We start from the raw sequence: 22,617 nt of genomic DNA, 5'->3' as shown, positions 1-22,617 counted from the left end.
TGTTTAAACGGCGACTCAACAAGCTGAAGTCGTTTTATCAGGACCTTATAAGGGCTTCTCAATAGTCATTTAAGATCGGTGTATTTGATGGTGCATTAAGTTCAGTGATCAAACGTTGAAATTCAGGCGACTTATTTAATAAGATTCTTGCCACACTACGCAACTCAACCACTTGTTCGGCGGGCAAGGCTAAACTGGTGGAAATCGTATGCAGCAGGCGATTTCTTTTCTTATCTTGTATACCATTAAAATCAATTTGAATAAAAAAAGGTTTAACTTCATAGTCTGCTGTTTTTGACAATTTTGACGCCCATGCCTGCAAAGAATCTTTTATCAACTGAATCGTCTCTATATTGTATCGATTGATTTGTGCTGCTGAAGCCGCACTCAATTGCTCAAATATTGCGGGTTCTTTAGGGTCTTTATCCATCCTTTTTACTGGCGATACGGCAGCATTAACAATGAGTAATACTAAATATTTTGGCGGATTAGAGGCCGCTTCATCGGATATTTCAGGGATATTACTCAGGATGTTCGCAGTATCATATAGCACTCGCACGCCTAAGTTGTCAGAAACACCACCATCCACTAGGTGAACATAGTCAACAAGATCTTTCTCGATATAGCGAAAGAGTCCACTTTTTATTTGCTCTGTTCGAGTATTATCCTGATAATGTGTTTTTATTGCATCGCCCGCTGACTCGGATTCATGACAGCCATGATAATTTTTTAAAACAATGGGAGCAAATGCAACAGGTACTGCTGATGAAGCAGCTACCGCTCTTGAAACTGGAAACTGTGATAAATCGGAACACAAAAAGTCAAAATATTCTTGCCTGAAAATAAACGGCTGACCGGCACTTAAATCGGTGGCATTAATTTGCACAAATGGCATATCCGATCTAAAATCAGCGAAAGTTTTACCATCAAAAATATGTTTGTCATAATAATTAACGGCTAATTCTGAACGGTTAAATCCACTACCAATAAACTTCATCCAATTTAATGGATTGAGAATACCACTAATCAGTACATGCTGGATATTCCGCTTTAAGAAAACTTCTTCATAATCGTCAAATATTTTATCGCCATACAGACCATAATAAGCGGCTGTAAAACTACCACCTGAGACAGCGGTAATGACATCTACTTCAGACAACAAACTATTCCTGCCTGTTGCCGTGCTAATCATTGTGTCCCTTAATACTTCAAGCACACCATATGAAAAAGCCGAAGCACGGGTTCCACCACCAGAAAAGGAAACAAACAAGTTCACCTCGCCTCTGTTTTTTAGATTGTTTTTATAGGAGTATTGGTTTTCAGGCGAATGCTCTGTTATTTCAAAATTTTCAATCTTTGACTGACTTGAACAGCCAGATAGAAATAATAAAAAAAGAAAAAATGGATACAATTTTATAAAAAGATACATAATAACTTGATATTTAACTCTGACTATAATTTGATTAAGTGAAGTATTACTTTATATTTTCATTTTGTAAAGGCATGACTCATTCTATAAACTGAGGGATTTTTTTGACAAGTTTTTTGGCAAGAGTGATGCGGTGAATAAATTAAATCTGGAAAATTGGACTTAGATAAATCAGTTGAAGCACTGAAAAATATTAGCCTGCGCTAATTCAGTGCTTCCACTATTTGACTATTTTTTCTTCGGCAGATAAATATCCGTACAAGTGCCCTCAGCAACTTCCGTGGCAAAGTTAATGGTTTCAGACAGGGTAGGATGTGGGTGAATCGTCAAGGCGACATCTTCCATTTCTGCACCCATTTCGACCGCTAATGTCGCTTCAGCAATGAGTTCTCCAGCATTTTTCCCCAAAATACCCGTACCTAACATGCGATGGGTGGCCTTATCATATAAGACCTTGGTCATACCCACATCAGCACCTACCGATAAAGCCCGACCACTGGCTGCCCAGGGGAAAACACCTTTTTCATATTCAACACCTTCAGCTTTAAGCTGCTCTTCTGTTTGACCACACCAGGCAATTTCCGGCTCAGTATAGGCAACTGAAGGAATCGTGCGGGCATCAAAATAGCGTTGCTGACCATCAATCACTTCAGCAGCAATTTTTGCTTCATGAGTGGCCTTATGGGCCAACATCGGTTGTCCCACAACATCACCAATAGCAAAGATATTGTCCACATTGGTGCGTTGTTGGCTGTCAACAGGGATAAAGCCCTGCTCATTGACCATAACACCAGCTTTATCCGCATCAATTAGCTTGCCATTAGGTGAACGACCAATTGCCACTAAGACATTGTCAAAAGTATCTTGCTCAGGGGCTTTTTTACCTTCAAATTTACAGACTATGCCTTCATCTGTTGGCGTCAATTCTGTCACTTTAGTCTTCAGATAAATATTTTCATAACGGCGTTTTAAAGTCCGCTCAAAAGGTTTGAGTAAATCACGATCAGCACCGGGAATTAAACCTGCGCCTAATTCAACCACCGTGACTTTTGCGCCTAGCGCATGATAAACCGTGGCCATTTCCAAACCGATAATACCACCACCAACAACGAGTAAGCGCTTGGGCACATTATGCAATTCTAAAGCATCTGTTGAATCCCAAACCCGTTCATCTTCCCAGGGAATAAAGGGTAATTTAGTCACCGATGAACCGGCGGCAATAATACAATGCTCAAAAGCAACCACTTGTTTCGTACCATCAGCCGCTTCAACTTCAATGCTATTAGCCGAGGTGAATTTACCATAGCCATTAACAATTTGTACTTTACGTTGTTTGGCCAACTGTTTTAAACCGCCCGTTAAGCGACCGACAATTTTATTTTTATGCTCACGTAACTTATCAGTGTCGATTTCTGGTTCTTGATAAGTCACACCCAAGTCTGAAAATTCGCGTGTTTCATTTAACACTTCAGCAACATGTAATAAGGCTTTTGAGGGAATACAGCCCACATTCAGGCAGACACCACCCAGATAATCATCTTTCTCAATCATGACAACTTGCTTGCCCAGATCTGCCGCTCTAAAGGCTGCGGTATAACCACCGGGGCCGGAGCCTAAGACTAGCACTTGAGCCTGAATGTCAGACTCACCGGAGAAACTGCTAGCAGTCGGTGCAGTCTCTTTTGCTGTTTCCGGCTCAGCTTTAGTTTGTTTTTCTTGCGCTGCTTCAGCAGGCTTTTCAGCCGCACTTTCAACACTAGTAGCAGATGCCTCAAGTTCTATTACCACACTGCCTTCAGAAACCGAGTCGCCCAGACCGACTTTAATGCTTTTCACCACACCGGCATCCGAGGATGGAATTTCCATACTGGCCTTGTCTGATTCAACCGTGATCAGTGGATCATCAACATTAATTGAATCCCCCACTGTGACCAATAGCTCAATCACTTCCACACTATCAAAGTCGCCAATATTCGGGACTTTTACTTCAATGGTATTACTCATTTTTTAAATTCCCGTTGTTTACATTAATAAATAGCGAACATCTGCTAACATTTTGCTCAAATAAGCGGTAAATGCAGCGCCTTGAGCACCGTCAATGACACGATGGTCATAGGATAGGGCTAAAGGACACATCAAGCGGGCATCAAAATCACTGCCATTCCAGACCGGAGCCATTTTAGAGCGCGAGACACCAAGAATAGCCACTTCAGGGGCATTCACAATCGGAGTGAAACTAGTACCACCAATGCCACCTAGACTTGAGATAGTGAAACAACCACCCTGCATTTCTGAAGGTTTGAGTTTCTTATCACGGGCTTTCATTGATACTTCGCGTAATTCACCGGCTAAATCGCCTAAGCTCTTCTTATCCACATCACGAATCACCGGCACCACCAAACCGTCCGGAGTCGCTACAGCGATGCCGATATGGTAATAATTTTTCTGGATCAGTGACTCACCGGTGACATCCAACGAAGAATTAAAACGAGGGAACTCTTTCAGTGCCGCAACCACTGCTTTCATCATAAATGACAGCATGGTGACTTTAATACCCTTATCGGCATATTCAACATTACTCTTCTTACGAAAAGCTTCCAGTTCAGTAATATCCGCTTCATCAAATTGGGTCACATGAGGAATGTTCACCCAGTTACGGTGTAAAAACTTACCCGTCAGAATATTAATTTTGGATAGTTTCTTGGTTTCAACCTCACCCCATTGACTGAAATCAATGTCAGGCATTGGCGCAACACCCAAGCTAGTACCACCACTGGCAGGTTCTTTTAGCGCTTGTTTAACAAAATCTTGCACATTTTCTTTCAAGACACGACTACTATTACCCGTGCCTTTCACTTTCGTTAAATCAACGCCGAGCTCACGGGCAAATTTTCTGACTGAGGGTGAGGCATGGGCTTTTTTGAAATTCTCATGATCGATATTAATCGTCGGTGAAGGTTTTTTGGCCGAGACAGGAGCAAGTTTCTTTTCAGGTACTGCTTTTTCTACCACCGGCTCAGGCGCTGGCTCAGACTTTTCTTCAACCGGGGCCGCTTCTGTGACAACGCCTTCAGCATCTAATAAGATGACCAGTGAGCCTTCGGCAACACGCTCACCGACAGCCACTTTAACCTTGGCCACAACTCCCGCATGACTGCTGGGAATTTCCATGGTGGCCTTGTCCGACTCGACAGTAATTAACGAGTCTTCAACGTTAATCGTGTCACCCTCAGATACGAGCAATTCAATGACTTCAACATCATCAAAATCACCAATATCCGGTACAAATACTTCTATCATTTTACTCATGGTATTACTCCACTGTATTCTTTATGTCCTGAAACCAAGCCGACCCAAAAGTCGGCAAGCAAACTGCAATTAAGCAGTGGCTGGATTTGGTTTTTCAGGATCAATACCATATTTCGCAATGGCTTCTTGTACTTTGCCTGCTGGGAACTGACCATCATCCGCCAGTAATTTCAAAGCAGCAATAACGACATAAACCGCATTCACTTCAAAATGCTTTCTTAATTGTGCACGGGTATCAGAACGACCGAAGCCATCGGTGCCCAGTACATCATATTTAGCAGGTACCCATTTTCTGATTTGATCAGAATAACCCTTAATATAATCCGTTGCAGAAAGCACTGGACCACGACGATCTTTCAGACATTTCTCAATGTACGAAATTTTTGGCTCTTCTAATGGGTGCAGCATATTCCAGCGATCGACATCCTGTGCTTCACGACGTAATTCGTTGTAGCTAGTCACACTCCAGACATCGGCATCGACTGACCAGTCTTCATCGAGTAAACGAGCTGCCTCTATGACTTCACGTAAAATAGTGCCCGAGCCCATCAATTGTACTTTCTTACGACGCTTACCACCGCCCTGAAGAAGATACATACCTTTGAGTATGCCTTTTTCCACGCCCTTAGGTATGGCAGGTTGCTGATAGTTTTCATTCATGACGGTGATGTAATAGAACACATTTTCCTGTTCTTTATACATCCGGCGCATACCATCCTGAACGATGACGGCTAATTCATAAGAAAAAGTGGGATCATAGGTCACACAATTTGGAATAGTTGCTGCCAGAATTAAGGAGTGACCATCCTGATGTTGCAAGCCTTCACCTGCCAATGTAGTTCTACCGGCAGTACCACCTAATAAGAAACCACGTGCCTGCATATCACCGGCCATCCAGGCCAAATCACCAATACGTTGGAAACCAAACATGGAGTAGTAAATATAAAACGGCACCATATTGACATTGTGATTACTATAGGCAGTTGCCGCTGCAATCCAAGATGACATCGCACCCGCTTCGTTAATACCCTCCTGCAAGATATGACCCGTTTTATCTTCTTTATAAAACATTACTTGGTCTTTATCTTGTGGTGTATAAAGCTGACCCACAGAAGAATAAATACCTTGTTGACGAAACATGCCTTCCATTCCAAAGGTGCGAGCTTCATCTGGTACGATGGGGACAATATTGTTGCCAATATTTTTATCACGGCCTAATAAGGTCAGCATACGTACAAAGGCCATAGTGGTAGACATTTCACGCTCACCAGAGCCTTTAAGAATAGGGTCAAATATTGACAAGTCAGGCACATCCAATGGTGCCGCAGTACGATTGCGCACTGGCATTACACCACCGAGTGCTTCACGACGTGCCATCATGTATTTATATTCGTCACTGTCTTTGCCCGGATGGTAATAGTCGGCCTTACCCGCTTGCTCATCAGAGATGGGAATATTAAAACGATTCTTATAAGCAATCATTTCTTCCGCATCAAGTTTTTTCTGCGAGTGAGTCCGCATCTGACCTTCACCCGCAGCACCCATGCCATAGCCTTTGACACTATGAGCAAGAATAACAACGGGCTGATCGACAGTATCTGCTGCTTCTTTATAAGCGGCATAGACTTTATGGGGATCATGTCCGCCACGGTTAAGACGCCAGATATCATCATCTGACATATTAGCCACCATAGCTTTTAGTTCGGGGTATTTGCCAAAGAAGTGTTCACGGACATAAGCACCATCTTTGGATTTGTAGTTCTGGAAATCACCATCAACACATTCCAGCATACGGCGTTTTAGCAAGCCGTCTTTATCTTTAGCCAGCAAAGGATCCCAATAACTGCCCCACATGACTTTAATCACTTTCCAGCCCACGCCACGGAAGATCGCTTCTAATTCCTGAACGATTTTACCATTACCACGCACCGGTCCATCCAGACGCTGTAAGTTACAGTTAATGACCCAAATTAAATTGTCCAGTTTTTCCCGCGCCGCCAGTGAAATTGCACCCAATGTTTCCGGCTCATCGGTTTCACCATCACCGATAAAAGTCCAAATCTTACGACCGCGAGTACAGGATAGGCCCCGATCATGCATATAGTGCATAAAACGTGCTTGATAAATGGATTGAATTGGACCTAAGCCCATGGATACGGTTGGGAATTGCCAGAAATCAGGCATTAACCAGGGATGTGGATAAGAAGATAAACCGCCGCCATCCACTTCCTGACGGAATTTATCTAACTGCTCTTCATCAAAACGCCCTTCTAAAAAGGCACGGGCATACATTCCAGGTGCTGAGTGTCCTTGAAAAAGAACCATATCACCACCGTGCTCATGAGTCGGAGCACGGAAAAAATGGTTAAAGCCCACATCATACAATGTCGCAGCAGAGGCAAAACTGGCAATATGTCCACCTAACTCTGAAGACTTACGGTTGGCCTTAACCACCATCGCCGCTGCATTCCAACGGATCAAAGAACGAATTCTAGCTTCCATGGCAATATCACCGGGCATCGCTTGTTCTAAATGCGTGGGGATGGTGTTGACATAAGCAGTATTTGAAGAATGTGGCAGGTTGACACCGGAACGACGTACTTTTTCGATCATTTGCTCTAATAAGAAGTGAGCGCGTTCTGGCCCTTCATTTTCTAATACACTTTCCAGTGCATCGAGCCATTCCTGCGTTTCCTGTTGATCAATATCCTGATCGAGGTCTTGAGTTGACATGATTTAGTCTCCTGCCATTTACCAATATCCAAATATAAGCACTTCTAAGACATTAGCATTTTATTATTTAATATTTATGAAAATTGTGAATTTATTTTTTCTATCCCTACTTGTTTATGCCTTTAAATTTACAGGCATGATATTATTTACTTATTTATCATGAAGTTAAAAAGTAAAAATAAATCGCACGTTAAATCTACGCTCAAGTATAGGTAATTATCAAGCATAATTCAATGACCTATCCCCCCTATTGGCAAGTGTTTACCCTAGTGAGAGGGGGGTCAAAAGGACTCACCCAAATATTGAAACATCCATTTTTAGCACCAATTCATTGCAAAACCAAATAACAAGTACGCTATAATCCTAATAATCAACTCATCATCAGGATAGTTCACCCCCCTTAGATGCAAGCACTCAAACAACAACTTAAACAACTACTTCTCCTCGCCGCCCCCGTTATTGCCACTCAGTTCAGTCAAATGGCCATGGGTGTCGTGGATACGGTGATGTCCGGTCATGCCAGTGCCGCTGATTTGGCTGCCGTTGCTGTCGGTTCAAGTATTTGGATACCATTAATGTTATTACTAGGTGGTATTTTGAATGCCATTACTCCGACCGTTGCTCATTTCTGCGGGGCAAAGCAATACTCTAATATAGGTCATACTATTCGACAATCACTCTGGATTGGACTTCTACTCAGCCTATTCGGCTTTGTCACTTTGTACTCCATGTATGATTTATTTGTCTTTATGTCTGTTGAAGCCCCCATTTTGCCCATTGCCGACGGTTATTTACGTGCCATTGCCTGGGGTATGCCTGCTATTGTCGGATTTTTTATTCTACGTTATTTAAACGAAGGCATGAGCAATATTATCCCCGTTATGTTGATCGGCATTTTGGGATTGATCGTTAATATTATCAGTAATAGTATTTTGATTTTTGGCTATTTAGGCGCTCCGGCTATGGGTGGCGTGGGCGCAGGCTGGGCGACTACGATTACACATTGGGTGATGTTCTTTGGCTTACTAATGTATTTATTTCAAAGTAAAAAACTCGCCCCTATTGAATTATTCAAAGCTGATTTACGCCCCCATTTCGAAGAGTTAAAACGCTTATTAGTGCTGGGACTACCCATCGGCATTACTTTTTTTGTCGAAGGGAGTATTTTCTCTATTATTGCCCTATTTCTCGCCTCTATGGGTGTTGTAGCAGTTGCATCTCATCAAATTGCCCTAAGTTTTTCCTCTCTGATTTTTATTCTGCCTCTCAGTTTGTCCATTAGTTTAACCATTCAAGTAGGGCGTTTAAGTGGTGCCAAACAATATCAACAGGTACGGGACACCATCAAGGCCGGCTATATCATCAGTTTGACAATTTCCACGACTGCAGCTATTTTAATTGTTAATTATTCCAGTGGTATTCCGGCCTTATATACGGATAATCGCGAAGTCATTGAACTGGCCAGTAGCCTGATGATATTCACTGCTTTGTATCAATTTTCTGACGGTATTCAACTTTGTTCTGCCGGTTCACTACGGGGCTTAAAAGATACAACGATTCCCATGTTCCTGTCCATTATTGCCTATTGGTTTATTGGCTTCCCCTTGGGTTATAGCCTTGCTTTGACCGACACAATCACCGCCCCCATGGGCGCTAGCGGTTTTTGGATTGGCTTATTGATCGGCCTGACCATATCGGCTTTTTTTATGAGCATAAGACTCTACTACCGACCGGAAATACGCTAGAATAGCTATTACCAATCGACTCAAAGCTGTTAAACTGTATTCACACGGCTAAGAAAAAGGCGTTCAAATATGGATCTGGAAATTCGTCACCTAAAAACTTTAGTTGGGCTCAGAGAAACCGGTAGTCTAGTGGCTACGGCAGAATTACTGAATTTGTCACAATCGGCATTATCTCACCAACTCAAAGTATTGGAAGACTATCTCGGCACGCCCGTATTGGTCAGAAAAACCCGCCCCATGCGCTTTACCCCGGCTGGTCAAAAACTGCTGGAGCTCGCGGATAAAATTCTTCCTCAGGTCAAACAAACAGAGCAACAACTAAGCCGAATCAAAACCAGCGATAGTGGCAGTTTACGTATTGGTGTCGAATGCCATAGTTGCTTTGACTGGTTGATGCCCACCTTGGATCAATACCGTCTGGACTGGCCCGATGTCGAATTAGACTTGTTAACCGGCTTTGATCTTAATCCCACCGAATCACTCTTACGTGCTAATACCGATTTAATTATTACTTCAGACATTCGTGATCACGATGAAGTGACTTATATTCCATTATTTAACTATCAAATTCTTTTAGCGGTTGCCAAACAACACCCCCTAGCTTCTGAGGCCTGTATTTTTGCCGAAGACATGTATGATGACACGCTGATCACTTATCCCGTGGAACGCGAACGACTGGATATTTTTACCCGTTTTCTAGGGCCTGCTGGCGTTGAACCGAGCTTGGTACGTCATTCACAAGTCAATGCCATGACCTTGCAATTGATTGCCAGCAATCGCGGTGTGGCCGCCCTGCCGTGTTGGGTGTTAAATAAAAAAGTGCTACAGCAATACGGCATCAAAGCCCTGCCGCTGGGAGAAAAGGGTTGTTGGGGCATCTTATATGCGGCTATCCGCAAGGAAGATCGGGAACAAGCTTATTTTATTGCCTTTATCAAGCAGGCTAAGGCCATTATCGCCACGCATTTAGAAGGTATTATTCCGATTGATAGCAAAAGCTAACTAGTATCCATCCGTAAATAGGTTTTTTTATATAAAGAACCGTAGGGTGGGCACGCTTTTTGTGCCCACGCTGAAAGTGTACATAATAAGCGCTTGAGTCAGCGTGGGCAGATAAAGCCATGCCCACCCTACGGTCGCAATTATCAAATAATTTTAGAATAAACGGATGAATACTAACTAATGAGCAAACAAACAATTCTCTTCATTGGTCATCTATGGCCTGAACCCAGTTCTTCTGCAGCTGGTTATCGGACTTTAGCCTTGTTAAAAGCCCTACAAAGTGAATCCAATTGGCAAATTTATTTTAGCAGTGCCGCCGATAAAACTGAGTATTGTGCGAACTTAGAGCAACTGAATATTACCAGTCAGGCAATCAAACTCAATGACAGTTCCTTTGATGATTTCATTCTAACGATCCAACCCGACATTGTTATTTATGATCGCTTTATCACCGAAGAACAATTTGCTCCCCGGGTACAGGCGCATTTTCCAGCAGCCATTAATATCCTCGACACTCAGGACTTGCACTTTCTGCGTAGAGCCCGACAAAAAGCCTTACAAAGTAAGCAAGAACTGGATTTATACAGTGATGACTGTGTGCGTGAAATAGGGGCTATTTTACGTTGTGATCTCAGTTTGATTATTTCCAGCTATGAAATGCAATTGCTGACGGAGCAATTTAACATAGCAGCGGAAATTTTACTCTATTGTCCCTTTATGCTGACATTAGAAAACAAGCATCATATTATTCATAAAAATTCTTATAACAGCCATCAGCCATATAACAGCCGTGAGCATTTTGTCATGATAGGCAATTTTCTACACCCACCCAATTGGGATGCCGTCTTATGGTGCTATCAATCTATCTGGCCACTCATTAGAAAACAACTACCACAAGCAGAACTACATGTTTATGGTGCTTACCCATCAGAAAAAGTCTGGCAATTACACCAGCCCGAAAAGGGATTCTTTATTAAAGGTCGAGCAGACGATGCTCTTGTAACTCTAGGCCAATACCGCGTTAATTTAGCACCCTTGCGCTTTGGTGCAGGCATCAAAGGTAAAATAGCGGATGGTTGGTTATCAGGTACACCTTGTATCAGTACCGCCATTGGTCAGGAAGGAATGGCGCTAAATGAGAGCAAAAACAATGAGCCTTCATCGTGGGGTGGACTCATTGCCGAAACACCTGAGGAAATTGCCCAAAGTGCCATTCAACTCTATCAAGATAAAACACTTTGGCAAGTAAGTCAGCAGCATGGTGAGCAAATTATTAAGCAACAATTCAATGAATCACAACATACGCTCGCCTTTATAAACACCATCAAACAATTAATGAATAATTTATCAGCACATCGAAAAAATAATTTTTATGGCCAAATATTACGTCATAATCTTTATCGTAGCCAGTATTTTATGAGCAAGTGGATTGAAGAAAAAAACACCAAAAAAAATGACTAATCAAAGCTGATCATCAATCGGAAATAACGAGAAAAAGAACACCTGTAGTCGTTGTAGCGTTGAACGAGCAGGCTCTTTATAGTACTTTTCATCACCCGCTTCCCAATACATTTTACCGGCATCATCTAAGCGGACTTGCCAACTATTTTCGGCTTGAAGATCACGCTTAAAAAGTTGCGAAATCCGTTGCGAAAGTTCTTTGCTACGGATCAACAAGGCTATTTCCGAATTCAAAAGCTTCGAACGTGGATCAAGATTAGGCGAACCCACCATCACTTTATCATCATCCAGAAGAACAATTTTAGCATGTACACTGAGGTATTCACCGGATGACAATGGCGTACGATAATTATCCCAATGCTCCCCATTTGCCTTCATTTCATAAATATTTATACCATTACTGAGCAATGTATTGCGACTTTTTGCATAGGCACTAAAAGTAATATTTTGATCGGCGGCGGCAAGAGAATTAGTCAGTAACTGAACTGTCACATTCCGTTCCATTGCGTCAAACAAATGTTCACGTATACTGTCTGGCAGTACCACATAGGGTGATACCAATAATATTTTTTTGTCCGTTACATGCAATAAATCACGAAAGCTAACAATCACCCTTTGCACTGGCTTGTCCGATTTTGTCCCCGGTGGACAGTCATAAATCACCTTGGCACTGGCGTGTATAAACCGCTTACGAGCCTCAGTCAATTTATCTTCCCAGTTATAGCCTAGGTCTTGCAAATAAGCTATCTTCTCTGCCTTTGATAACCACTGCCGTGTTGTCTCACGAAAAACATCAAGATCGTTCTGGTTTTTTCTTTGTTCGGTAATTTTTTTCGGTGCATAAGTCCAAGTGCTATGCCAGAAGGTTTCGAAACTCTCATCCAATTGATAAGACACCGGACCTGATACCAGCAAATCAAAATCACGGAAATCAAGATGACTCCCAAGACCAAAATATTCATTAGAAATATTTCGACCGCCCATAATGCCGATTTTCTGATCTACCAGAAATAACTTATTATGCATGCGGCGATTTAAGCGTGAAATATTAATCAGCCACTCGGGTCCTCTCGCCAACCAATTATCATCACGGGTTCTAAAAGGATTAAATAATCGTACTTCTACATTTTCATGGGCACTGGCCAAAAGCCATTCACGATCCAGCCCTCCCATGAGATCATCCAATAAGATCCGCACCTTGACGCCCCGATCGGCTGCACTCAATAAGCGTTCCAGTATCAGTAAACCCACCTCATCCATGTGCCACATAAAATATTGCACATCGATACGCTCTTGAGCCGATTCAATAAGAGCCAAGCGCCAGGAAAGTGCATCAATACCATCATTGATCGGCAGAAAATCAGAATAGACCGCAGTCTTTGGATCAAACTGTGCAATAGGGGAATCCGGTTGCCAACATGCTGTTGGTTGGTCTTTGGGGCTCATTATACGAGGTGTAAATGGATTCCATACACTGACGATAAAAGCGACCATAAACACCAATACAATGATGCCCAATGTTAAAATACGTGTGTTTCTCAAATTAATCCCATTGAGTTGTCAATATAAATAAGCGATATTTCACTTTAATCCATTATAATCGCTCAAGTGAAGCATTTACGTGGTTCAGTTTGATACTGACAGGCTAAAGAGTCAATAAAATAAGGCTAAATAAAAAAAATAGAACGTAGGGAGCTGTCCATCAGCAGTATTCATTGACCGCAATTGGTGGGCAGTGCCCACCCTACAAATTTTACCTGTTAAAGAACTAATGCTTCGAGTTGTTGCTTTATATTTTTGTAGAGCAATTCATGTCCCTTAGCATTGGGATGCAATCCATCGCTGGAAAGGTACTTTTCTTTATTGCCAGCTTCCGAAAAAATCGAGTATAAATCAATAAATTGGCAATGCATTTTTTGAGCAAGCGTGTTTAAAATGACATTATATTTTTGTATGTCACTATCAAAACGCAACTTGCCATGCTGATTTACTTGACCTTCAATGCGGTCAGAGATTGGCAAAACACCTAATAATACTATCTCGGCATTAACACCTTGAGCTATTTCAATACAGTGTTTTAAATTCCTGATAAAATAAGCTTCCGGAACAATATTTTTATCTTTATGAATGACAATATCATTTGCACCATAGGCGAATAAAATAATCAATTGTTGACCATTGATATGACGTGCTTTGAGCTCTGTTTCAAATCGATAAACTAAGCCATCGGTATTTTCTCCGGCAATGCCCAGATTATATAGGCCAATGTCTTGTGTTTGTTGTGCTGAAAATTGGGCAAAAAAGTGCCTCTTTAAACGATCAGCCCAGCCACCCCACTCAAGGTCTAATTCACCAAGGGTAATGCTATCACCAAAACAGAGTATTTTTAGCATCGCCTTATACTCATGATACTATTCTGTAACACCTAAGAGTTCCACATCAAAGATCAATGTCGAGCCAGGGGCAATGGCGCCCATAGCTCGATTGCCATAGGCGAGTTTAGCCGGAATAAAAAAACGGGTCTTTTCACCGACAACCATTAATTGCAGTCCTTCAGTCCAACCGGGAATAACCTGATTTAATGCAAAACTAATCTTGATTACCCATAAAGCTCCGCCATTTTTAGGAGCTTTCCATTCATAGGTGGCGTTTTCATCGCCACGCATAAAAACCTTGGCATCATGTCTTTTTAAGTTAAAGCGTCTATTAAACCGATAACAAAATTCAGCAAGATACCGAGGTAAATGTTTTGAGTTAATGGAATGATAGCTTCCCTTCATAGAGTTTTTTAATATTACCTATCATAGTGTTAACCCAGATAAACTCAATTTTATCAACACTTGCCGCACCACCACCCGTGACGATTGGAACATGCTTACAGTCAGCTTCTTTAACCGCAGGAAAACAATTTAACCCATCTGAGTAAACAGTACTTCCAGGTGTTAAATGAGTTTGTGCCCATCGTTTTATTTCACTGGATTTAAACCCTTTAAGCACATTTAAATTCATTGCAATCGGGTGTCCATCTTCATTAGTAGAAACGGCTGCAACGAACGGTGTTTTATTTTCTGAACCACGACCTCTGGAGCCGCCTCTGTGCTCACCACCCCAGTAGGCATCATCAATTTGAATGATGCCTGATAAAGGATTTACTGTCATCACGTTCTTTCATAACCTGCATGATCTTTTGTTTCATACTCCAGGCTGTATTGTAGCTTACCTTAAGCTGTCTTTAATTCTAATGCTGAAACCGCTGTCTTCAATTGAGTCATAAGATGAATCGCTAAAAACCACTTAGATAAAGGCAGTTTGGTACTATCAAATATTGTCCCACAGGTTGCTGATGTCTGATGATGACAATGGTGGCACTGATAAAGATGGCGATGTTCTAGAGTGCAATAAGTCTTATTGCCACACTCTGGGCAAACAAATCCATCAGGAAATTTCCATTTAAATAAGGCTTGTCGGCACTGTTTGTCAGTGCCATAATCGATAAAAAGCTCAAATAAACTATAACCTTCTTGAAACTGAATTTTATTTTTTGACATCATTCTACTCCACACATAATCTATACTTTAATTATAGTATAATTATAGTATAATTATCGAAATATGGCGGAGCTTTGTGGGTAATCAAGAAACTAATAGGCTCACCACGATCCACCGAGCTATCAAAAACTTTACCGTCCATTAGAGTGCCATGATAATGCACCTTAACCGTTGCTTTCGCGCTAGGATGCTGTGTCCCACTGCCTTGAGTCAGCACCTGATATTGCAAGCCTGATGCTGTTTCTACAACGCCTTCTTTGACTTTGTTTGTAGCCAAATATTCTGCCCCCAGGCGGGTATTTTCTACAGCAGTTTTGCCGTTATTTTTATTTGACATAAAATAATAGGCGGTCAGGGCGATAACGCCAATAACAATAATGAGGCTAAATTTATCCATAAGAGTTCCACTAATAAGAATGAGAGCTGTATTCTACTTGATTGGAGGGATAATTCTAGAAAATAAAAAAAATATTGCTGCGCTTTGTCACTCAAACACATCTTACAAGGTATCCAGTGTTCATTAAACCGATTTTGCTATCACTTTGCGTAACGCCCGAGCCAATTCTATTTTTCGGTAGGGTTTCGTTAATAATTGTCTTGTAAAGCGTTGCTGCCCATTTTGAGCGATGGTGTTCGAAGTGAAGCCCGAAGTCAGCAGCACTTTAATATGTGGATATTTTTCTATGGCTTGCTCGGCTAACTCGTAACCATTAACACCACCCGGCATCACCACATCACTGAATAACACATCAATATTCGGCTGTTTTGCCATGATTGCCATCGCCTGTTGGGCATTTTCAGCCAAAAAAGTTTGGTAACCTAAAGCAGAGAGATAAGTGTCGGCTAAATTTAATAAATCTACTTCATCATCAACAATTAAAACCGTTTCTGAACCGGATGGAATAACGCCTTTCTTTTCAGGTAAAACAGCATTTTCCTGCTCCGAAAGCGTACGCGGTAAATACAAGCGCATTGTTGTACCCACATCGACTTCCGAATAGATTTGAAAAAAACCACCATAGCGTTTCACAAAACCATACACCATCGCCATCCCTAAGCCCGTACCTTCCCCTTTAGGCTTGGTGGTATAAAATGGTTCAAAAATACGCTCCTGAGTGGCTTTATCCATGCCCATTCCGGTATCACTGAGCATAATTTGAACATAATCACCCGCAGTCGCTGTCGAATTAATGTGCGTACAATCACTATCAATTGTTTTATTACTGCTTTCAATTAATAACTTACCACCATTAGGCATCGCATCTCGGGCGTTAATAACCAAGTTTAAAATAGCGTCTTGAAACTCTCCGCCATCCGTTTCTGTTAGCCAGAGGTCATCCGCTAAAAAATATTGGATTACAATTGCAGGCGTGATAGAACGGGCCAACATATTTTTTAACTCTTCTAATTTAGAGTTAATATCGACTACGGTTTTTTCATTCGCTTGGGTGCGTGAAAAAGACAATAACTGGCGCGTTAGATCAGTGCAGCGTAATGCAGCTTTGGTGGCTGTACCAATCCATTTTTGCAGTTTTTTATCATCTTCAACGGAGTCATTGATAAAATCTAAGTAACCGAGCACCACACCCAGTTGATTATTAAAATCATGTGCAATACCACCGGTGAGTTGACCGATGGCCTCCATTTTTTGGCTTCGGCGCAATTGTTCTTCCTGTTTCTTGTGCTCACTGATATCCGTTGAAATACCACACATCGCATAGGCCATGCCAGCAGCATCTAAAATAGGAAATTTAACCGATAAATAATGTCGGATTTCATCCTTATAAGGTGCGCTTTCTTCAGCTTCCAAGGCCTTTCCTGACTCCCAAACAAGCTGGTCGTTTTTGCGGAATGCTGTGGCAATTTCAGCAGGGAAAATATCAAAATCCGTATTACCAATGACTTCCTCTGTCGTGAGTTCAAAAAACGACTTGAACTTCTGATTTACAAAAAGATAGTGACCTTGAATATCTTTGGCATAAATAATAGCGGGAGTATGATCCATAATCATTTGCAGATGATGTTAGCTCTGTTTAGCCGCTTCGCGCAGACTGTATTGCTCTGTCACATCATTAAAGGTCAGCACCATACCCACAATCTGCTGGTCTGCACCTCTAATAGGCGCTGCCGAATCTGCAATCTGAAATTGCTTCCCGGTTCTGGAAATCAGTGTGGTATGATTACTCAAATAGACGGTTTCGCCCGTGGCAATGACTTTGTCAATGGGGTTTGAAATCGTCTCGCCACTGGAGGCATCAACAATAGGAAAAACGTTTTTAACATCCAGTCCGCAAGCATCTTGTAGACTCCAGCCGGTCAATTTTTCTGCCACTGGATTAAGATGGGTGATCAAACCTTGTGCATCAGTCGTCATTACCCCATCACCAATTGAATCCAGGGTTACTTGTATGCGTTCACGCTCTTTTGATAAACGTAAATTAGCTTCCACTAGCTCAGCCCGACTATCTTCTAATTTTACGATATCTCGATAAGCACGTAAGCTAGCGACAACTAAGGTAAATAATTTTTGGGCTGATAATTCGGCTTTTTCTGCATAATCATTAATATCATAATGAACAATGATATCTCTTTCCGGCGCCACCCCCGGTTGCCCGGTTCTGAGAATAATTCGAATGCGATTATTGTTCAGTTGTGTACGGATTTTTTCGACTAACTCTAGGCCAGCATGTTCTGTTTCCATTACCACATCCAGTAATGTGAGTGCAATGTCAGGCGTTGACTGAATAATTTTTAAAGCTTCTTCAGCACTATATGCCTGCAAAAATTCCAAACCTCTATTTTCAAATTTGAAATTAACTAAAGATAATTTGGTAATTTGATGTACTTCAGGATCATCATCAACAATGAGTAATTTCCAGGCTTGCAAATCACTCTTTAATGATGTCTTATCATTCACATTTGTCTCATCATCATCGTCATTAAATAACAGATCATCATCTTCAATCATTTATGTTATCCATTTCTTTTTTGATTGGAAAGCGTATCTCAAAGCTTACACCCTGCTCATATTTTGTGGAGCAATGAATAACACCACCTAATGTTTGTGTGACCAAATTGAAAATAATACTCAGTCCCAGACCACTACCACCGGTACCACGCTTAGTCGTAAAAAAGGGTTCATAAATACGTTTTGCCGTTTCATCACTCATGCCTTTCCCATCATCACTATACGTTATAATGACATCTTTATTTTCAGATGCGATATTAATTTTTATAATGCCAGACTCTGAGTCAGTCTCATAACCATGTGTTAAGGAGTTCATAACCAAATTAGTGATCACTTGTGACAGTGCACCCGGCACTGTTTCAATCATCAATTGTTGATCGCCTTCAACTAAAATCTGATGTTTAGTTTGTTTGATCTTAGGGTGTAAACTGACTAACACATTATTAATATAATCGGCTATTTTTATGATTCTTAATTCCTGACTGGATTGATCAACGGCCACTTGCTTGAAACTTTTGATTAAGGCAGAGGCTCGCTCCAAATTATTTTGTATCGTTGCTGCTGTTGGCATCGCATTATCGACAAAGTCTTTAAATTCTGATTTTGTCAGTTTGCCCTGATCAAAGCTTTGCTCTAATAAGGTGATTTGATCTTGCAAGTGTGTACTACCCGTCACGGCAATACCTATTGGCGTATTAATTTCATGAGCCACACCGGCAACCAAATCGCCCAATGCGGCCATTTTCTCAGCTTGAATGAGCTGTGCCTCGGTTTTTTCTTTACGCCGTAGAATAACTTCTTTAAAGTTTGAAATTGCGCGGGCAATTTTACCAATTTCGTCCTGATTCATCACCAAGGGTACATCCACATTATCTTCGCGTGCCAGTCGGTTAATGACCTCAACAAGTTCCTGAATAGGCTTGGAAATACTATTGGTCAATATAACCGCCGCAGCAACCCCTAGAATTAACGCCAGAGCTAAGGTCAATAGAATGATAACGACAGCGGTTTCTTTAGCATTATCCGCAGACAATTGTGTTTTATGACGAATTTGACCTGCCCATTGCTCAATCTCACGAGCGGCATTCACCATACGTGCTTGCTGTTGCACCTGCTCATTTTCAGCCACCACAACATCTTCAAATTCTTGTGAATAACTTTGTGCAGCGCTAATAATTTTATCCGCTAATTCACGGTTTTGCTTATCCTGAAATCGTTCGCGTAATAATTGTGCCTGACGTACTGCCTGATTCACCAAGGTGCGGGTTTGTTCAACATAAGCTTGCTCCTTACGTAATAGAAAGTTTTTTTCCTGTTGTCTGGCTTCGCCCATTAGCTTAATAATACGATTCGCCGTATCCGCCTTGATGCGTTTATCCAGCCGTTGCTTAGAAGAACGTGTTGAAATGCGCTCCAGGCGCTGTAGTTCTTGTTTCTGATCATCCCTCAATTGAGATGAACGATCTTCCACTTTACGCCCCAATGATGCCATTGAATCCTGAGCTAAGACATTGGCGTTGGTTATCTTAACAATCTTGTTAAATTCATCCAAATACTGTTTTGCAGCTTCAATGACTTGATTGACTAATTTTTTATTTTGTTTGTCCTGAAAACGCTGCCGTAAATCAACCGCCTGTTTGATCATTTCTCTGACCAAGTCATAAGTGACTTCAGCATAAGATTGTTCCTTACGCAGTAAAAAGTTTTTTTCCTGTTGCCGCGCCTCTCCCATGAGTTTAATGATACGATTGGCCAGATCGGCCTTCTCACGTTTATCCAGTCGCTGCTTCCCTGTGTCAGTCGTTTGCTGTTCTAATTTTAAGAGTTCTTGTTTTTGATCTTCACGGAGTTTAACCGAGTGATCTTCCACTAAACGACCCAAAATAATAATGGTTGCTAATGCCTGAGTATTTTCTTTTTCACCCTCAACAACGGCTTTTAGATCCTTTTTATATTGCTCGGCAGCATCAATAATTTGTTGTGCCAAACGTTGATTTTCTACATCTTCAAAGCGAGATTTAGTGGAATTAGCCTGAATAATGAGTTTATCGACCAGGTTTTCTGTATCATCGGCATAACGCGGATTATTGCGTAGCAGGAAATTTTTCTCTTGTTGTCGTGCTTCACCCATCAGCTTAATCATGCGATTAGCATCATCCGCTTTTTCTCTTTTTTCCTGGCGTTCATCGGATGAGGTAACGGCCAAAGTTTCCAGACGCTGCAATTCTTTTTTCTGATCATCACGTAAGATAACCGCCGTATTTTCCAGTTCTCGTCCCTGACTTACCATCTCTTTTAAGCTGAGCGATTTTTTATAATTCAATTCAACAAAATTTTCAAATTCAGTTTGATAGTTATCCCGCTCAGCTAATAAATCATTCAGCATCGCATGTAATTCTTTTTCTAAGTCAGACTTGAGTCTTTCAGCATTTTTTCGGATATTTTCTATGCCTTCCAGCGTTTCTTTAATATGGATGGCATCACCACTGAGCATATAGTTTTTTTCGTCCTGACGTGCAGCACGTAATGCACTGACTAAATCAATCGCCTGATTGGCTAAAATTTGTGAGCGAGACTGAGATTCCAGCGTGACCCAACCCACTAGACCAACAACAACGGTGAGAAATAAGATGGTGCTCACACCGATTGTCAGGCGTGCACCAATACGCAAATCATTCCATGCTTGTTGTATATAATTTATTTTATTACTTAAGCTCATGACTGATTGATACTTTTACCTTAATAGATTATTGAGTAAACAATTTACGATGAATATTATGGGTGAAGTTTGACACAGCCATTAACCTAGAAACGTATGGCAAAACCAAAGCCTGCAAAATCAGATGAGCGACGATCCGTTGCTAGGCCAAAATTAAAATCGACCTGTATTGAATCCGTTAACAAATAAGTAAGTCCTGCATCAAACACGCTCGCCGGTGCAACACTCGTATTCATAGCAATATCACTGTATATTTCTACATAGCTACCCAATTTATCAGTATGCTGATAGGACAAGCCTATCGCTGGCTGAAATTGGTTTTTTCGGTCTCTGGATTCAACATAAGAGACCAATTGTAAAGTGCCAAATAAAGAAATATTATCTGTAATGGTACGATCCCAGAGTAAACCAATAAACGGGGAAAAATGCTGAGCATTACTTCGAGTGCCTGTAGGCAACGTAACAAAGCCCAACCAGGATATATTATAGTCTTCATTGGTCACGATGCGTTGTTTCAAGCCCAGCATTAAGTCACCATTGGTCAAAGAAGAATCACCATTGCTTTTATTCCAACCATCCCATAGAAGATTAAGCTCGGTTTCATCCGTCAGCCCCATTCTATAGTTTAATAAGGGTGCGGTATAACTGCCTCGCTCACCAATATTATTGCCCTTATCATATTGTAAGCCAACTTCAATATGACTATAGCCCGGCGCTACGGTATAGGTACCCGTGCTGAACCCAGGTCGATCAGCTTGTATACTGTCTGCATGTGCCATACTTATTATTAAATAACTGGTCAAAAAAAGTGATAATCTTAAACAACGATAGTTCAACTTCCAATAGTTAAAATTCCAAAACTTCAAACTCATTAACAACAATTCCTTTAATTTACAAAGATCTATCATGGCACAGGGGAATTTGTACTACTGTTAATTTATAGGTGTTACTTGCTGATAAGTCAATAAAAATGAGCGAAGAACCTCTCCCTTTATCCCCACCTTGCCTATCCATTTATCTGGTCTACAATTAAAGCATCTCAACGCCCTCGGTCTCACACATTTTAGGCACTCATTGCTATGGATTTTGCTTCACTAATTGGTATTATTTCGGGGTTTGCATTGATTGTTTCTGCCATATTACTCGGTGGCAATGCCTCAACCTTCATCAATGTGCCGGGTATGATGATTGTTTTTGGTGGCACGATTGCTGCCACCTTACTGACCTTTCCTCTTAAAGATATTATTACTGCCTTTAAAAGTGCGGCCTTTGTTTTTGGCACCAACAAACAACGGCCTGAGCAATTGATTCAAACCATGTTGCAACTCACACAACTCAGTCGTAGAAAAGGTTTGCTGGCTCTGTCGGAAGTTAAAACCAATTCACCTTTTTTAAAACGTGCCTGCAATTTAATTGCTGATGCCTCCGATGAACAAATGATTCGTCATGTCCTACGCACGGAGATTAATTCCATGAAAGCACGACATTTCAATGTTCAGGATGTGTTTAAAAAAATGGCCACTTATGCTCCTGCGTTTGGCATGTTAGGCACCTTGATCGGTCTTATTCAAATGTTGAGTACGCTTGATGATCCCTCAACCATTGGCCCGTCAATGGCAGTGGCCTTACTGACCACATTTTATGGTTCATTATTGGCCACAGTTATTTTTATTCCCATTGCTGGCAAGTTGAAATCACGTACA

Annotated in this window: 14 protein-coding genes and 3 pseudogenes; 4 read left to right on the top strand and 13 right to left on the bottom strand. The window is 41.4% G+C overall.

Annotation, left to right across the window (positions count from 1 at the left end; translation table 11 throughout):
• Positions 1 to 58: 58 nt before the first annotated feature.
• The 4 genes from JEU79_RS25575 to aceE all read right to left on the bottom strand — a co-directional run bounded on the left by JEU79_RS25575 (position 59) and on the right by aceE (position 7,471).
• On the bottom strand, positions 59 to 1,429 hold the full coding sequence (locus JEU79_RS25575) for a patatin-like phospholipase family protein (RefSeq protein WP_198266734.1): 1,371 nt from the start codon (positions 1,427 to 1,429) through the stop codon (positions 59 to 61).
• 228 nt (positions 1,430 to 1,657) lie between these two features.
• Positions 1,658 to 3,433: a dihydrolipoyl dehydrogenase gene (gene lpdA / locus JEU79_RS25570; protein WP_198266733.1), complete on the bottom strand. Its 1,776-nt coding sequence runs from the start codon at positions 3,431 to 3,433 to the stop codon at positions 1,658 to 1,660.
• Between the two features lie 18 nt (positions 3,434 to 3,451).
• Positions 3,452 to 4,738, bottom strand: a complete 1,287-nt coding sequence (aceF, locus tag JEU79_RS25565; protein ID WP_198266732.1) for a dihydrolipoyllysine-residue acetyltransferase — start codon at positions 4,736 to 4,738, stop codon at positions 3,452 to 3,454.
• A gap of 69 nt (positions 4,739 to 4,807) precedes the next feature.
• Positions 4,808 to 7,471 (bottom strand): pyruvate dehydrogenase (acetyl-transferring), homodimeric type, encoded by a 2,664-nt coding sequence (aceE, locus tag JEU79_RS25560; RefSeq protein WP_198266731.1) that lies wholly within the window; start codon positions 7,469 to 7,471, stop codon positions 4,808 to 4,810.
• A gap of 404 nt (positions 7,472 to 7,875) precedes the next feature.
• Between aceE and JEU79_RS25555 the strand changes: the two genes are divergently transcribed.
• From JEU79_RS25555 to JEU79_RS25545, 3 genes are all read left to right on the top strand, one after another.
• On the top strand, positions 7,876 to 9,216 hold the full coding sequence (locus JEU79_RS25555; protein ID WP_198266730.1) for an MATE family efflux transporter: 1,341 nt from the start codon (positions 7,876 to 7,878) through the stop codon (positions 9,214 to 9,216).
• Between the two features lie 69 nt (positions 9,217 to 9,285).
• Positions 9,286 to 10,218 carry a LysR family transcriptional regulator gene (locus JEU79_RS25550; protein ID WP_198266729.1) on the top strand — a complete coding sequence of 311 codons (933 nt, stop codon included), beginning with the start codon at positions 9,286 to 9,288 and terminating at the stop codon, positions 10,216 to 10,218.
• A 180-nt stretch (positions 10,219 to 10,398) separates the two neighbouring features.
• On the top strand, positions 10,399 to 11,679 hold the full coding sequence (locus JEU79_RS25545; protein WP_198266728.1) for a glycosyltransferase: 1,281 nt from the start codon (positions 10,399 to 10,401) through the stop codon (positions 11,677 to 11,679).
• Here JEU79_RS25545 and JEU79_RS25540 read toward each other — a convergent pair whose 3' ends face one another.
• From JEU79_RS25540 to JEU79_RS25500, 9 genes and pseudogenes are all read right to left on the bottom strand, one after another.
• Positions 11,680 to 13,221 carry a phospholipase D-like domain-containing protein gene (locus JEU79_RS25540; protein WP_198266727.1) on the bottom strand — a complete coding sequence of 514 codons (1,542 nt, stop codon included), beginning with the start codon at positions 13,219 to 13,221 and terminating at the stop codon, positions 11,680 to 11,682.
• Between the two features lie 218 nt (positions 13,222 to 13,439).
• Complete coding sequence (locus tag JEU79_RS25535; RefSeq protein WP_198266726.1) at positions 13,440 to 14,072, bottom strand: SGNH/GDSL hydrolase family protein; 633 nt, start codon at positions 14,070 to 14,072, stop codon at positions 13,440 to 13,442.
• A gap of 18 nt (positions 14,073 to 14,090) precedes the next feature.
• Positions 14,091 to 14,273 (bottom strand): annotated as a pseudogene (locus tag JEU79_RS25530) (FKBP-type peptidyl-prolyl cis-trans isomerase); the annotation flags it as partial.
• A gap of 5 nt (positions 14,274 to 14,278) precedes the next feature.
• Positions 14,279 to 15,227, bottom strand: a pseudogene (locus JEU79_RS25525) (IS1595 family transposase).
• Between the two features lie 88 nt (positions 15,228 to 15,315).
• Positions 15,316 to 15,624, bottom strand: a pseudogene (locus tag JEU79_RS25520) (FKBP-type peptidyl-prolyl cis-trans isomerase N-terminal domain-containing protein); the annotation flags it as partial.
• 123 nt (positions 15,625 to 15,747) lie between these two features.
• Positions 15,748 to 17,238 carry an ATP-binding protein gene (locus tag JEU79_RS25515; protein ID WP_343075032.1) on the bottom strand — a complete coding sequence of 497 codons (1,491 nt, stop codon included), beginning with the start codon at positions 17,236 to 17,238 and terminating at the stop codon, positions 15,748 to 15,750.
• Between the two features lie 12 nt (positions 17,239 to 17,250).
• The gene (locus JEU79_RS25510; RefSeq protein WP_198266724.1) at positions 17,251 to 18,195 is read right to left on the bottom strand and encodes a response regulator; all 945 of its coding nucleotides are present in this window, start codon (positions 18,193 to 18,195) and stop codon (positions 17,251 to 17,253) included.
• The gene (locus JEU79_RS25505) at positions 18,188 to 20,914 is read right to left on the bottom strand and encodes an ATP-binding protein (RefSeq protein ID WP_198266723.1); all 2,727 of its coding nucleotides are present in this window, start codon (positions 20,912 to 20,914) and stop codon (positions 18,188 to 18,190) included. The genes JEU79_RS25510 and JEU79_RS25505 overlap by 8 nt, the downstream gene beginning before the upstream one ends.
• Before the next feature lie 86 nt (positions 20,915 to 21,000).
• The gene (locus tag JEU79_RS25500; RefSeq protein ID WP_198266722.1) at positions 21,001 to 21,693 is read right to left on the bottom strand and encodes a transporter; all 693 of its coding nucleotides are present in this window, start codon (positions 21,691 to 21,693) and stop codon (positions 21,001 to 21,003) included.
• A gap of 300 nt (positions 21,694 to 21,993) precedes the next feature.
• Between JEU79_RS25500 and JEU79_RS25495 the strand changes: the two genes are divergently transcribed.
• A partial coding sequence (locus JEU79_RS25495; protein WP_198266721.1) for a motility protein A occupies positions 21,994 to 22,617 on the top strand: 624 nt, incomplete at its 3' end.

The organism is sulfur-oxidizing endosymbiont of Gigantopelta aegis (assembly GCF_016097415.1).
In the GTDB taxonomy this organism is placed as follows: Bacteria; Pseudomonadota; Gammaproteobacteria; order GRL18; family GRL18; genus GRL18.
This window is presented reverse-complemented; position numbering and strand designations above follow the sequence as displayed.